Genomic DNA, 14,229 nt, shown 5'->3' on the forward strand with positions numbered 1-14,229 from the left:
CGGTGTTCCTCGACACGTCGGCGGATCGCTCCCGTCAGCGCTCCCCCGAGGTCTCCACGAGGGCGCGGACCAGGCCCGCGAGGCGGTAGCCGGGCTGGAGCTCGAGCGCGACCTCCGACCAGGCGACGGCGCCGTCGCGATCGGACGTCCACCATGCCAGGACCGCGAGCATCGCGGCGGCCGGAGCGGCGCGCTCGCCCGCGAGGTGGTCCAGGATCCCCGCGAGGAGCTCGCGTGCACGCGCCGACCGGACGGGGTCCGGGGCGCTGCGCGGGGTCAGGCCGGCGCCGAGCACCGCCGCGACCGCCTCACCGTCACGGCCGTCGCGCGCCTCCGCCACCGCCGCGTCCGCGCCGGGCACCAGGGCGATCAGCGCGGCGTCGCGCACCCGCACGTCCGCGAGACCTGCGGCGATCCGGCCCAGCAGAGCCGCGTTCCAGCCGTCGGACCCGAGCGCGACGAGCCAGGTCTCGACCGAGCGGACGCGCCACCCCGCGGGTCCGAGCGCCGACGCGCGCGCCTCCCACCGCCGCGCGGCGCGGACGCTCTTGCGCCGCTCCTCCGCGGGCGCCGACCGCAGGTCCCGGGCCCACGCCCGCCTCCACCGCCCGTCGAGGCCGGGGTCCGGTCGGGCGGCGGGCACGGCGCGTCCACCCGGAGGACAGCAGCGGGGATCGGTGCAGTCGGGGCAGAAGTAGCGACCCGCCGTGACCCGCCAGCTGCCGACCTCTCCGACGGTGTCCGCAAGCGCGTCGGCGACCCGGTCCAGCGCGTCGCAGCGGCGGTCGGCCGGCTCGTCGGTGAACCCGAGGACCAGCGCGCGAGCCGCGCCGTCACGCGCCGCCTGCGCGGCGACCTGCAGGGCGAGGTCGGGGCCGTCGTCGGCGAGCAGGTCGCGACGATCGACCCTGAGCGCCGCGAGCACGGCGCCGGCATCGCCGAGCAGCACCGTCACGACGCTGTCGGCGGGCTCGAATCCGAGCATGCGAGGGACGAGCGCGACCAGCTCGCCGGGTCCGGTGATCACTGTCATGCCGCCAGGCTCGTGCCCGTGGCGGGAGGACTCGCCGCGAGGCGGGGGCGCAGAGGAGTCAGGCGTCGTCGTCCCGACCTGGGGACATCCGCCCGTACGCTGATCGCCATGGACGATCCCCGCGCAGCGATCGACGTACGTGTCCACCGCATCCTCGGCTGGCTCCGCGACGTCGCCGGCCCGACCGGAGTCGCCGCGGACGAGATCCATGCGCGCCTGGTCCAGGCCTCGGAGGGCGGCAAGGCGTTCCGGGGCCGCCTCGTGATCGCGGCGGCGGAGGCGTGCGGCGGCGCGTCCGAGGCCGACGTGGTCGGCGTCGCCGCGGCGCTCGAGCTCTTCCAGACCGCCGCGCTCATCCACGACGACGTCCTCGACGGCTCCGACATGAGGCGGGGCCGCCCCGCCACGCACCGTGCCTTCGAGGCCTCGCATCGGGCGCGCGGCGGCCTCGGCGAGCCCGCGGCGTACGGCACGGCGGGTGCGATCCTCGCGGGCGACATCGCGCTGGTCGCGGCGCTCCATGCGGCGGCCGAGGTCTCCTACGCCGCCGACCCGCGGATCGAGCCGTTGTTCGCGGAGATGGCCGTGCTGGTCACGGCAGGCCAGCACCTCGACATGCACGAGGCGACGGTGCCGCTCGACGCCGAGCGGCTACCCGAGGCCGTGCAGACGGTGATGCGGTCGAAGACCGCCTCCTACACGGCGGAGATGCCGCTCGCGCTCGGCGCCGCGCTGGCCGGGGCGGACGATGCGGTGGTCGCGGCGGTGCGAGACGCCGGCGTCCCCCTGGGCATCGCGTTCCAGCTCCGTGACGACGTCCTCGGTGTGCTGGGCGCCAGCGACGTGACGGGCAAGCCGGTCGGCGACGACCTCCGTGAGGGCAAGCGCACGCTCCTCATCGCGCATGTGCTGGCGCACGGGACGGCAGCCCAGCGCGCCGACGTTCTCGCGGTCCTGGGTGACCCCCAGGCGGGCGCGCCCGACATCGACGCCGCGATCGCGGCCCTTCGCGCATCCGGCGCCGTGCACGCGGTCGAGCAGGCGATCGCAGCCGCCGCGGGGCACGCCCGCGCCGCGCTACACGCCGCCCTGCCGGATCCGACGCCGGTGCTCGCGCTGGTCGATGCCGCGATCGACCGCGCGTCCTGACCTCGGCCGCTCCTAGAGGAGCGACTGGGCGATGCGCCGCACGTGGGCGCGTCGTCCCTCGCGCAGCGCCGCCAACGGGGTCATGCCGAGCTCGGCCTCCTCGTGCAGCAGCCAGTCGGCGCTCTCCGCATCGTCGAATCCCGCGTCCCGCAGGAGGGTGAGCGTGCCGCGCAGGGTCGCCAGGACCTCGGGACCATCCTCTCCGTCCACGATCACCCCCGCCGGGAGCTGCATCACCTGACGTTCGCCGCGACGGACCGCCAGGACGTGGCCCTCGCGGATCAGCTCGCGCACCTGCGACGGCGTGATGCCGAGCACCTCGGCGAAGTCGGGGACGGTGAGCCAGTCGGTGTCATCGGTCATGGCGTCCAGCGTACCGACGTGGGCTCTGACGGGTTGCGGGATGGGCCGACCTGGCATAACGTCACTTCTGCACCATCTGTCACATCAGTCACATCCGTCACAGATCTGGAGGTGCGTATGCGTGCAACGCAGCGCCGACCCTCCGGCCGGGCCGCCACGTCCGCGGCCGTCGGAGCGCTCGTGATCGCCCTGCTCGCCGCCGCCCCCGCCGCCGCGGACGAACGTCACCGCGTCGAGCCGGGCGACACCGTCTGGTCCCTCGCGCAGCGCTACGGGTCGTCGGTGTCCGCGATCGTGCGCGCGAACGGTCTCGACGGGCGCGCGACGATCGTGGTCGGCCGATCCCTGACGATCCCGACCGGCACCGGAGCCGCCTCGAGCCAGGCCCAGTCCTCCGCGACCCGCGTCGCGACGCACGTGGTGGTGGCCGGGGACACCGTGTGGAGCCTCGCGCACCGGCACGGCATCGGCGTCGACGCCATCATCGCGGCGAACGACCTCGGCTCGCGCGCCCTCATCCGCGTCGGGCAGACGCTCGTGCTGCCCGGGGTCGCGGCATCCTCCACGGCGCCCGAGGCGACCGCGTCCCCCGGGCCGTCCTCGGCATCGTCCACCGCGCGCACCGTGACGGTCGCCCCCGGGGACACGCTGTCCGCGATCGCCGCGCGGAACTCGACGACCGTCGCGGCGCTCGCCCGTGCCAACGGCCTCACGAACGTCAACCTGATCCGCATCGGGCAGCGCCTCACCCTGCCGGACACCACAGGCACGCCCACCGGGCTGGTCGGCGACACCTTCCTGGGCCGCACGTACCCGACGGAGGTGGTCGCCTCCGCCAACCGGCACAAGGCCGCGCTGCTCGCCCGCGACGTCCCCTCGCGCGCGGCCATGCAGCGCCTGGTCGTGGCCACCGCGAACGCGTACGGCGTCGACCCCGCACTCGCCCAGGCCGTCGCCTACCAGGAGTCGGGCTTCAACATGCGCGCCGTCTCCCCCGCCGACGCGGTGGGCGTCATGCAGGTGATCCCCGCATCGGGCGAGTGGGCGTCCACCATGGCCGGCCGCCGGCTCGACCTGCTCGACCCGGAGGACAACGTCCTGGCCGGCGTCCTCATCCTGCGCTCCCACACCAGGAGCTTCGCGGACCGGGCGAAGGTGATCGGCGCCTACTACCAGGGCGCTGCCGCTGTGCGGAAGCACGGGCTGTACCCCGGCACGGTCGACTACGTCCGATCCGTCACCGCCCTGATGACCCGGTTCGGGTGACCGCCGCGCCGCCGCGGCACCTGCCGGGAGCGGCGCCGGGACGCCTAGAATGGCGCACGTGTCCGACACCCTGACCGATCCGCTCCTCGGCCGCGTCATCGACGGCCGGTACGAGGTGCGCGAGCGCGTCGCGGCGGGCGGGATGGCGACGGTGTACCTGGCGTTCGATCGCCACCTCGAGCGCGAGATCGCCCTCAAGGTCATGCACCCGCATCTGGAGGTCGACCCGCGCTCCCGGGAGTTCGTCGCGCGCTTCCGACGCGAGGCCAAGGCGGCGGCACGGCTCACCCACCCGGGCGTGGTCCGCGTCTACGACCAGGGCACCGACCAGGAGCTGTCCTACCTGACCATGGAGTTCGTCGAGGGCGAGAACCTGCGGGAGCGGATGGCGCACGAGGGTCCGCTCGCGCTCGGCGACGCCCTCACCACGGCCGAGCACGTGCTCGACGCCCTCGCGGCCGCTCACCGCCAGGGGCTGGTGCACCAGGACGTGAAGCCCGAGAACGTCCTCATCGACACCGACGGTCGGCCCCGCGTGGCCGACTTCGGCCTCGCACGCGCGGTCACCGAGGTGACCTCGAGCACCACGGGGACCATCCTCGGCACCGTCGCGTACCTGGGCCCCGAGCTCATCTCGAACGGGATCTCGGATGCGCGTACCGACGTCTACGCCGTCGGCGTGCTGCTCTACGAGATGATCACCGGACGCCAGCCGTACACCGGCGACACCGCCATCGACGTCGCCACCCAGCACGTCCACCACGACATGCCGGCGCCGTCGGAGTCCGTGCCGTGGCTGCCGCCGGAGATCGACGACCTGGTCGCGAGCCTCACCTCCCGCGACCCCGCGCACCGTCCCGCGGACGCGGCCGAGGCGCTCGAGCGCCTGCGCGCGACCCGCGAGCTGCTCGACGACCCCACCCTGGATCGCCGCGCCGACCCGCCGTCGGGCCAGATCCCCGCGGTGGGCGACGACGACGCGACCACGGTGCTCGAGGCCGCCCCCGTGGGCGCGACCGTCGCGCTCCCGATCGGCCTGGGCCACCCGTTCCCCGCGGTGGGCGCCGAGGTGGTGCCCGACCTGCCCGACGACGACCCTGAGGCGGAGGAGCCGCGCCGCGCCGACCGGCGCGCGGGCTGGTGGATCGCCGCGATCCTGGTGGCCGTGCTCGTCATCGGCGGCGGTTCGCTGTGGTGGTACAACTCGATCGGTCCGGGCGCCTACACGACCGTGCCGCCGGTCGCGAACGAGACCGAGGACAACGCCCGCACGTTCCTCGAGAGCGCCGGGCTCGAGGCCGAGGTCGAGTACGTCTACGACGACGACGTGCTCGACGGCTTCGTGATCGGCACGGACCCGAGCGCGCAGCAGCGCGTCCTCGGTGGCAGCACGGTCACGGTGTTCGTCTCGCAGGGCCCGGAGATGTTCACCGTGCCGTCCGTGGTCGGCTCGTCAGAGGACGACGCCCGAGCGGCGCTCGCGGAGATCGGCTTCACGATCGGCGAGGTCACGTCGACGTCGTCCGACACGGTGCCGTCCGGCGAGGTCATGTCGGTCTCGCCGGCCGAGGGCGAGACGGTCCGCCACGACGAGCCGGTCGACATGGTCGTCTCGTCCGGGCCCGCACCGATCACCGTCCCGGACGTGAGCGGCATGAAGCAGGACGACGCTGTCGCTCTCCTCGAGGACGACTACGCGCTGCGCGTCACCGTCGAGACCGGACGCACCGAGGACGTGAAGACCGGCGAGGTCTACGCCCAGAGCCTGGACGCCGGCTCCGAGGCGCGTCGCACGGACGCGATCACCATCACGGTGTCCGAGGGCAAGCCTCTGATCGAGGTGGGAGACTACGTCGGGCTCGCGGTGGACGAGGCCGAGGCGGCCGCGAAGGACGACGGGCTCAAGGTCAGCCTCTACCCCGTGTGGCCGTGGAGCTCGAAGACCTCCGTCGTGGACCAGTCGATCTTCCCCGGCACCGCGGTCGAGAAGAACTCGACCATCACCCTCCGCTACAACTGACCCCCGCATCGTCCACGATGCGCAGAAGGCCCGTCCCCCGAGGGACGGGCCTTCTGCCCTGCCGGGACGATGCCCGGCTCAGCCGAGCTCGACGCTCTCGTCCTGCGGCAGGGTCGCGTGGTGGCGCGTGAGCAGCTCGGAGACCAGGAAGGCCATCTCGAGCGACTGCTGATGGTTGAGACGGGGGTCGACCTTGGTCTCGTAGCGCCGCGCGAGGCCCTCGTCGTCGATCTTCTCGGTGCCCCCCATGACCTCGGTGACGTCGTCGCCGGTGAGCTCCACGTGGAGGCCTCCCGGCACGGTCCCGAGCGCGGTGTGGACCTCGAAGAAGCCCGTGACCTCGTCGAGGATCGTGTCGAAGTCACGGGTCTTGTAGCCGGACTCCGAGGTGAAGGTGTTGCCGTGCATCGGGTCGGTCAGCCACGTCACCGCGACGCCGGCGTCCCGCACGCCCTCGACGATCCCCGGAAGCGCGTCCCTCACCTTGTCCGCGCCCATGCGGGCGACGAAGGTCAGGCGCCCCGCGATGTTCGCGGGGTTCAGGCGCTCGGCGAGCGCGACCGCATCGTCGGCCGTGGCGGTCGGACCCAGCTTGACCGCCAGCGGGTTGTGCACCTTCGAGAGGAACTCGACGTGCGCGCCGTCGAGCTGGCGCGTGCGCTCGCCGATCCACAGCAGGTGCGCGGAGCAGTCGTAGGCGAGCCCCGACCGCGAGTCGATGCGGGTGAGCGCCCGCTCGTAGTCGAGCAGCAACGCCTCGTGGCTCGAGAACAGGTCGACGGTCTTGAGCGCGTCGAAGTCGCCGCCCGCGGCCGCCATGAAGCGCACGGCCCGGTCGATCTCCGCCGCCGTCCGCTCGTACTGCGCGTACGCCGGGTTGGCCGCGAACCCCTTGTTCCACTGGTGCACGCGCCGCAGGTCGGCGAAGCCGCCCTGCGTGAACGCGCGGATCAGGTTCAGGGTCGACGCGGACACGTGGTACGCGTCCAGCAGGCGGTTCGGGTCGGGGATCCGCTCCTCGGCCGTGAAGCCGGACGAGTTCACGATGTCCCCGCGGTACGCGGGCAGCGTCACGCCGTCACGGGTCTCCGTGTCCGAGGAGCGCGGCTTCGCGTACTGGCCCGCCATGCGGCCGATCTTCACCACGGGCGTCGAGGCGCCATAGGTGAGGATCACGGCCATCTGCAGGATGGTCTTGATCTTGTTGCGGATACGGTCGGCCGTCGCCTCGGCGAAGATCTCGGCGCAGTCCCCTCCCTGGAGGACGAACGCCTCGCCGCGGGACGCGGCGGCCAGCTGCTCACGCAGCCGGTCCGCCTCGCCCGCGAACACCAGAGGGGGGACCTGCTTGAGACGGTCGGTGGCGTGCAGCAGCGCCGTGGCGTCGGGCCACGTCGGCTGCTGCCTCGCCTCGCAAGCGAGGTACGAGTCGATGCCAGCCGCCGTCAGGGCAGCCTCGGTCATATGTCTACGCCTGTCCGATCGCCTCGAGGGTCTCGACGTACCACGGGGTGGAGGTGTCGAAGGGCTTGTGGCCGGCGATGCGCGGGAACGCGATGGCCTTGAGCCGGTCGCCGTCCTCCTCGTCGTGGCCGATCACGCCGGGCTCGCCGCGCAGCGCGCACTCGACGGCGTAGTCCGTCATCGACTTGATCAGGCGCAGGTCCTGCGGGTTCGCCGCGGCCGCACGCGAGTAGTAGCCGGACTTCTGCACCATGACCTTCTCCGCGCCGAGGCGCTCGGCGAACTGCTTCGCGAACCACTGGCCGGGGTTGATCGTGTCGAGCTTGACGTGGCCGAACGGGTCGCGCTCGACGACCCCGCCCGACTCTTCGATCTCCTTGATGATCTCGGGGACGCCGGCACCCTCGGAGAGGAAGATGTTGACGTTGCCGACCTCGTCCATGACGGTGCGGAGGCGGTCGGCCTCGGCGTCGAGGTCGATCGGCGACTCGGGCACGTAGACGGCGTGGATGTCCCAGCGCTCCTTGGTGAGCCCGATGCCGGGCAGGAAGGTGCGCGTGGCGAGGTCGTCACGGTAGGACTTCGCGGCGGCGGCCGTCAGCCAGCCGCAGGCGCGGCCCATGACCTCGTGGATGATGAGCATGCGCGGGCCCGAGCGGTGCTCGCCGATGATGTTGCGGCCGAACTGCGCGGCCTCCTCGGCGGCGGTCCAGGCACCGAGCGACTGGCGGATCGGGACCACGTCGTTGTCGATGGTCTTCGGCAGGCCCACGACCGTCAGGCCGTAGTCGTGCTCGGCCAGGTAGGCGGCGAGGTCCGCGGCGGTGGTGTTCGTGTCGTCGCCACCGATGGTGTGGAGCACGTCGACGCCGTCGGCCTTGAGCTGCTCAGCTGCCACCTCGAGGGGGTTCTGACCCTCCTCGACCAGACCGCGCTTGACGCAGTCGGCGGCGTTGGTGAGCTTGACGCGCGAGTTGCCGATCGGCGAGCCGCCGAACTCGTGGAGCAGTCCCGCGTGCTTGCGGACCTCGTCGTCGATCACGGTCTTCTTGCCGAGCAGCAGGCCCCAGTAGCCGTGCTCATAGGCGATGATCTCGACCTCGGGGGCGATCTCGGTGTAGCGCTCGATCAGGCCTCCGACGGCGGAGGACAGGCAGGGGGCGAAGCCTCCCGCGGTGAGCAGGGCGACACGGCGAACCGACATGACGGACCTTTCGTCGTTGAGCTTGCGGATTTCGTGGTCATTCTAGGCGTGCGGGCAGGGGCCCCGCGCCGGGACGGGAGACCTAGCGGTCGGCGTCTCCCTCGGCCGGCTCCTCGCGGGCGGCCTTGGCCATCTCGCGCTTGACGAGCGCGGCGTCGCGATCGACGTACGTCTGGCCCGACAGCGCGGCGATCGCGTGCATGATCTCGTCGGTGGCCTCGCGCAGCACGGTGCGGTCGTCCTGCCGACCCGCGTGCTTCTCGAGGGAGATCGGCTCGCCGATCCGCACCCCGATCGGGTGGCGGGACGGCAGCCGCTGCCCGATCGGCTGGGCGATGTGGGTGTCGATCATCGCCACCGGGAGCACCGGGGCGCCCGACTCGATCGCAAGGCGCGCGACGCCGGTCTTGCCGCGGTACAGGTTCGCGTCGGGGCTCCGGGTGCCCTCGGGGTAGATCCCGAGCAGATCCCCGCCCTGCAGGACCTGGAGCCCCGTGCGCAGCGCCGCCTCCGACGCGCGGCCGCCACCGCGATGTACCGGGATGGTGCCCACTCCCTCCATGAAGGTGCGGGTCGCCCAGCCCTTCACGCCCTTGCCGGTGAAGTACTCGGCCTTGCCGAGGAACACCACCTTGCGCTTGATCACCAGCGGCAGGAACACGGAGTCGGAGAACGACAGGTGGTTCGACGCCAGGATGGCGCCGCCCTCCGCCGGGATGTTCTCGGCGCCCTCGACCCAGGGCCGGTAGTAGCCCTTGGCGGCCGGCCCGATCAGGACGTTCTTGAACAACCAGTAGTTCGTGTCGCTCATGCTGCTCCTAGGCCTGCGCGGCGAGGCGCGCCAGGTCGGCGGCGCCGACGATCCCGGCATCGTTGCCCATCTGCGCCGCGACGATCGGGACGATGGGTCGGTGGCCGCGGGCGGGGAGGTTCTCCTCGTAGGCCTCGCGCGCGGGGCCCAGCAGGAGATCGCCTGCCGCGATCACCCCTCCGCCGATGACGAACAGCTCCGGGTCGAGGGCCGCAGCGAGCGAGGCCGATCCCTCTCCGATCCACCGGCCGAGCTCGGCAAGCAGCTCGATGCCGAGCTCGTCGCCCGCGATCGCCGCCTCGGTGACCATCGGTCCGGTGACGGCGGCGGCGTCTCCCCCGGCGAGCTCGAGCAGGGCGGCGGCGCGCACCTCGCGCTCGACCGCCGCGCGGCGCGCCTCGCGCGTGAGCGCGGAGCCGGACGCGTACTGCTCCCAGCATCCTCGGAGCCCGCAGCCGCAGGGGTGCCCGCCGGGCACCACGCGCAGGTGCCCCAGCTCGGCCGCGAAGCCGAACGCGCCACGCACCAGCGTGCCGTCCACGACCAGCGCGGCGCCCAGCCCCGTGCCGATGGTCAGCAGCGCCATGTTCCTGGCCTCGCGGGCGGCGCCGAAGGCGAACTCGGCCCATCCGGCGGCGTTCGCATCGTTCTCCACGACGACCGCGATGTCATCGCGTCCGATGAGCGAGGAGACTCGCTCAGCGAGCGGGTAGTCGCGCCACGCGATGTTCGGCGCGAACAGCACGTGCTCCTGGTCCGAGGAGACGAAGCCGGCGGCCGCGAGGCCGACGGCGTGGAACTCGTGGTCCGCGGCCAGCTCGCCGACCGCCTCGGCGATCGCCTGGTCGATGCTCGCGGGATCCTGCGGCTTGGTCTTGCGCTTGGTCTTCGCCACGATGCGCCCGTGCTCGTCGACGACACCGACCGCGATCTTGGTGCCGCCGATGTCTACGCCGATTGCATGCATGTTCTATGGCCTTCCGATGCTTCGCTGGGACTCCGTCAAGGCTAGCCTGTGAGAGGTCCCGCCCACTGCCACCGGAGTCACACGTTCATGAACCAGCCCGCGCGCGCTGATTACGCCCCGAACATCGTCGCCCTCATCACCGACCGCTGGCGCGAGCGCGCCGATCAGGTGGTCATGCGTCACGCCGACGCGGACGACCGCTGGATCGACGTCACGGGCGGCGAGGCGCTCGCCACGGTCGCCGCGATCGCCAAGGGTCTGATCGCGCGGGGGGTCGAGCCGGGCGCCAGCGTCGGCATCATGTCTCGCACCCGGATCGAGTGGAGCCTGCTCGACGTCGCGATCTGGACCGTCGGCGCCCTGCCGGTGCCGATCTACGACACCTCGTCGGCCTCTCAGATCGACTGGATCACCTCCGATGCCGAGATCGCCCTCCTGTTCGTCGAGACCGCCGAGCACGCCGCGCTCGCGCGCCAGGTCGCGGAGGACGCGGAGAGCCCGCTCAGCGACGTCATGGTGATCGACGACGGCTGCCTCGATGACCTGCGCGCCGCGGGCGCCGGGATCCCCGACTCGCTGGTCGCCGAGCGGTCCGCCCTCGCGACCCTCGACTCCCCCGCGACGATCATCTACACCTCGGGCACCACGGGACGCCCGAAGGGCGTCACGCTCACGCACTTCAACTTCGTCCGCCACACCTATGGCATCCAGGACGAGCTCGACGACGTGCTGCTCTTCGACGGCGCCAGCACGGTGCTGTTCCTCACGCTCGCGCACTCGCTCGCGCGGCTCGTCGAGGTCGCGCTCCTCGCCTCCGGCACCGTGATCGGCTACTGCCCCGACGCGCGCAAGCTCGTCCCGTACTTCGCGTCGTTCCAGCCCACGCTGATCCTCGCGGTGCCGCGCGTGTTCGAGAAGGTCTACAACTCCGCCGAGCAGAAGGCGGCCGAGGGCGGCAAGGTGAAGATCTTCCGCTGGGCCGCCAAGCAGTCGATCGACTACTCGCGGGCGCTGTCGACGCCCGGCGGGCCGTCGTTCCCGCTCAAGGCGCGCCACGCGGTGGCCGACCGGCTGGTGCTGTCCAAGATCCGCGCCGTGCTCGGCGGGCGCGCCATCCACGCCATCTCCGGGTCGGCGCCGCTCGGCGAGCGGCTCGGCCACTTCTACAACGGGCTCGGCCTGCAGGTGCTCGAGGGCTACGGCCTGACCGAGGTCACCGCCGCGTCGCACGTGAACCGCACGAGGCTCTCGAAGATCGGCTCGGTGGGCTCGCCCCTGCCCGGGTTCGAGGTCCGCATCGCCGACGACGGCGAGATCCTCATGCGTGGCGACATGCTGTTCGCCGGCTACCACCGCAACCCCGAGGCGACCGCGGCCGCCATGCAGGACGGCTGGTTCCACACCGGGGACATCGGGCACCAGGACGACGAGGGCTACCTCTACATCACGGGGCGCAAGAAGGAGATCATCGTCACCGCGGGCGGGAAGAACGTCGCGCCCGCGGTGCTCGAGGACCGGCTCCGGAGCTACGCGCTGGTCAGCCAGTGCGTCGTGGTCGGCGACGCGAAGCCCTACATCGGGGCGCTCGTCACCCTCGATGCCGAGGCGCTCCCCGCGTGGCTCAAGGGCCACGGGCTGCCGGAGATGACCGTCGCGGAGGCGGCGCAGGATCCAACGGTGCGCGAGCACCTGGAGAAGGCCGTGGAGCGCGCCAACGGCGCGGTGTCCCGGGCGGAGTCGATCCGCCGGTGGGAGATCCTCCTCGACGACTTCACGGTCGACAACGGCTACCTCACGCCGTCGCTCAAGATGAAGCGCTCCCTGGTGCTCCGGGACTTCGCCGACCAGATCGAGGCGCTGTACCGAGGCTGACGCGTCGCGCGCGCTGCCCTCACCCGAGGCTGGTCAGCCCGCCCGTGGCGGCCTGACCAGCCTCAGCGGCGGGACGAGCCCGCCCTCGGCCAGCGCCGCCACCGCGCTCGCCTCGTCGTCGTCGAACTCGACCCTGGCCCGGTCGGACGGTCGCACCTCGATCGTGAGGAACGACACCACGCAGTCCCCGCAGGACTTCCCGCGCATCTCGCACGAATCGCAATCGATCATCATGCGGCCAGTGTGCGCAACGGGTCTGACATCGCTCCGTCATGCCTGGCAGAGCGGTGATGGCACCGTCGTGTCGGACCGCTGACGTACCGTCGGCGCCATGACCACCCCTCCGTCGACCCTCGAGCAGCTGCTGCACCGGCAGCCGACGCTCGCGGACGTCGGCGAGCCGCTGTCGCAGACCACCTTCGTGGTGGTCGACCTCGAGACCACGGGCACGTCCCCGCAGACATCGCGGATCACCGAGATCGGCGCGGTGAAGACGCGGGGCGGAGAGCTGGTCGGCGAGTTCCAGACCCTGGTCGATCCCGGCCTGCCCATCCCGCCGATGATCGTGGCGCTGACGGGCATCACCGACGCGATGGTGGTGGCCGCGCCGCGCATCGAGCACGTGCTCCCGTCCTTCCTGGAGTTCCTCGGCGACGGGGTGCTGGTCGCGCACAACGCGCCGTTCGACGTCGGCTTCCTCAAGGCGGCGTGCCGCGCCCACGGCTACGCGTGGCCGGGCAGCCAGGTGGTCGACACCGTCACCCTGGCGCGCCGTGCCACCACCAAGGAGGAGGCCCCCAACAAGAAGCTGTCGACGCTCGCGCGCGTGTTCGGCACCGCGGTGGAGCCCAACCACCGCGCGCTCGAGGACGCCCGGGCGACGTCGGAGATCCTCCACCGCATGCTCGAGCGCGTGGCCGCGTTCGGCATCACCCATCGTGAGGACCTGGTCGCGCTGCGCAACCCCATGCCGGAGAAGCTGCGCCGCAAGGCGACAATGGCCGAGACGGTGCCGGCCAAGCCCGGCGTGTACACGTTCCGGGGGCCGCGCGGCGAGCGCCTCTACGTCGGCACGTCGAAGAACCTGCGGGCACGGGTCAAGTCGTACTTCACCACGGGAGAGCAGCGGCGCCAGATCCGCGAGATGCTCGAGCTCGCGGTCACCGTCGACACCATCGTGTGCGCGACGGAGCTCGAGGCCAACGTGAGGGAGGTGCGCCTCATCGCGGAGCACCGCCCGCGCTACAACCGGCGTTCCGCCCGGCCCGAGCGCACCGCATGGGTCCGGCTCACCGACGAGCGCTACCCGCGGCTGAGCGTCTCCCGGTCGATCGAGCCTCCCCCCGGCGCGCTCGGGCCGATGCGATCGGCCTCCGACGCGCGCGTCGCGGTGGAGGCGCTGCAGAGCGCGCTCGGTGTGCGGACCTGCACCACGCGGCTCCCCATCACGCCCCGCGGCGGGGCGCGAGCGTGCCTGCTCAAGGACCTCGGGGCCTGCGCCGCCCCCTGCGTGCGCGGGCCGTCCTCGGGCTACGACGTGACGGCCGCCGCCGCCAAGGACGCCCTCGAACGCGATCCCGCCCCGGTCGTGTCGGCGCTCGAGCAGCTCATCGTGGAGCGTGCCGACGCGCTCGAGTACGAGCGCGCGGCAGAGCTGCGCGACGGGATCAGCGCCGTCGTGGACGGCGCGATGCGTGCCGAGCGGCTCGCGGCGATCGCCCGCTGCGGCATCGTCGCCGCGCGCCCGCACGGCGACGGCTGGGACGTCGCCGCCTTCCGCCGGGGCGCGTTCGCGGCGAGCGCGTACGCGGCCTCGCGCGCCGACGTCTGGCCCGCAGTCGAGCGCCTCCGGGGCCTCACGGGCGACCTGGGGCTGGACGAGCCCGTGCTGGTCGAGGAGCGCGAGATCGTCGCCCGCTGGTTGGAGTCCTCGGGCACACGGCTGCTCGTGGTCGAGGGCGAGTGGGCGAGCCCGTGGACAGGCGCGGGCCGCCACGCGCGGTGGGTCGACGCGCGTCGGGCCGACCGCGCGGCGCGCGGCGACCTGCGCACCACCTGAGCCTCGCTCACCCGCCCGACG

General features: G+C 72.5%; 12 protein-coding genes. 5 read left to right on the forward strand and 7 right to left on the reverse strand.

The window, feature by feature from the left end:
• Positions 1 to 34 precede the first annotated feature (34 nt).
• A complete protein-coding gene (locus QQX13_RS01455) occupies positions 35 to 1,033 on the reverse strand; it encodes a DUF4192 family protein (RefSeq protein ID WP_301144387.1) in 999 nt (332 codons plus the stop codon).
• A gap of 108 nt (positions 1,034 to 1,141) precedes the next feature.
• Between QQX13_RS01455 and QQX13_RS01460 the strand changes: the two genes are divergently transcribed.
• Positions 1,142 to 2,182 carry a polyprenyl synthetase family protein gene (locus QQX13_RS01460; protein WP_301144388.1) on the forward strand — a complete coding sequence of 347 codons (1,041 nt, stop codon included), beginning with the start codon at positions 1,142 to 1,144 and terminating at the stop codon, positions 2,180 to 2,182.
• Positions 2,183 to 2,194: 12 nt separating this feature from the next.
• Here QQX13_RS01460 and QQX13_RS01465 read toward each other — a convergent pair whose 3' ends face one another.
• Positions 2,195 to 2,545 carry an Rv2175c family DNA-binding protein gene (locus QQX13_RS01465; RefSeq protein ID WP_301144389.1) on the reverse strand — a complete coding sequence of 117 codons (351 nt, stop codon included), beginning with the start codon at positions 2,543 to 2,545 and terminating at the stop codon, positions 2,195 to 2,197.
• Between the two features lie 117 nt (positions 2,546 to 2,662).
• Between QQX13_RS01465 and QQX13_RS01470 the strand changes: the two genes are divergently transcribed.
• Both QQX13_RS01470 and pknB read left to right on the forward strand, forming a co-directional pair.
• The gene (locus QQX13_RS01470) at positions 2,663 to 3,811 is read left to right on the forward strand and encodes a LysM peptidoglycan-binding domain-containing protein (protein ID WP_301144390.1); all 1,149 of its coding nucleotides are present in this window, start codon (positions 2,663 to 2,665) and stop codon (positions 3,809 to 3,811) included.
• 58 nt (positions 3,812 to 3,869) lie between these two features.
• Positions 3,870 to 5,831, forward strand: a complete 1,962-nt coding sequence (gene pknB, locus QQX13_RS01475) for a Stk1 family PASTA domain-containing Ser/Thr kinase (protein ID WP_301144391.1) — start codon at positions 3,870 to 3,872, stop codon at positions 5,829 to 5,831.
• Between the two features lie 78 nt (positions 5,832 to 5,909).
• Here pknB and QQX13_RS01480 read toward each other — a convergent pair whose 3' ends face one another.
• The 4 genes from QQX13_RS01480 to QQX13_RS01495 all read right to left on the reverse strand — a co-directional run bounded on the left by QQX13_RS01480 (position 5,910) and on the right by QQX13_RS01495 (position 10,277).
• Complete coding sequence (locus QQX13_RS01480; protein ID WP_301144392.1) at positions 5,910 to 7,295, reverse strand: class II 3-deoxy-7-phosphoheptulonate synthase; 1,386 nt, start codon at positions 7,293 to 7,295, stop codon at positions 5,910 to 5,912.
• Between the two features lie 4 nt (positions 7,296 to 7,299).
• Positions 7,300 to 8,499 (reverse strand): pyrophosphate--fructose-6-phosphate 1-phosphotransferase, encoded by a 1,200-nt coding sequence (locus QQX13_RS01485; protein ID WP_301144393.1) that lies wholly within the window; start codon positions 8,497 to 8,499, stop codon positions 7,300 to 7,302.
• Positions 8,500 to 8,581: 82 nt separating this feature from the next.
• Complete coding sequence (locus QQX13_RS01490) at positions 8,582 to 9,310, reverse strand: lysophospholipid acyltransferase family protein (protein ID WP_301144394.1); 729 nt, start codon at positions 9,308 to 9,310, stop codon at positions 8,582 to 8,584.
• Positions 9,311 to 9,317: 7 nt separating this feature from the next.
• A complete protein-coding gene (locus QQX13_RS01495; RefSeq protein ID WP_301144395.1) occupies positions 9,318 to 10,277 on the reverse strand; it encodes an ROK family glucokinase in 960 nt (319 codons plus the stop codon).
• An 87-nt stretch (positions 10,278 to 10,364) separates the two neighbouring features.
• On the opposite strand from QQX13_RS01495, the gene QQX13_RS01500 reads away from it, so the two are divergent.
• Complete coding sequence (locus QQX13_RS01500) at positions 10,365 to 12,149, forward strand: AMP-dependent synthetase/ligase (RefSeq protein WP_301144396.1); 1,785 nt, start codon at positions 10,365 to 10,367, stop codon at positions 12,147 to 12,149.
• A gap of 33 nt (positions 12,150 to 12,182) precedes the next feature.
• On the opposite strand, the gene QQX13_RS01505 is transcribed toward QQX13_RS01500, so the two are convergent.
• The gene (locus QQX13_RS01505) at positions 12,183 to 12,383 is read right to left on the reverse strand and encodes a hypothetical protein (protein WP_301144397.1); all 201 of its coding nucleotides are present in this window, start codon (positions 12,381 to 12,383) and stop codon (positions 12,183 to 12,185) included.
• Positions 12,384 to 12,480: 97 nt separating this feature from the next.
• Here QQX13_RS01505 and QQX13_RS01510 point away from each other — a divergent pair, with 97 nt between their 5' ends.
• Complete coding sequence (locus tag QQX13_RS01510; protein ID WP_301144398.1) at positions 12,481 to 14,208, forward strand: DEDD exonuclease domain-containing protein; 1,728 nt, start codon at positions 12,481 to 12,483, stop codon at positions 14,206 to 14,208.
• The last annotated feature ends 21 nt before the right edge of the window (positions 14,209 to 14,229 follow it).

Origin of the sequence: Demequina lignilytica (assembly GCF_030418375.1) — a bacterium.
Taxonomy (GTDB): Bacteria; Actinomycetota; Actinomycetes; order Actinomycetales; family Demequinaceae; genus Demequina; species Demequina lignilytica.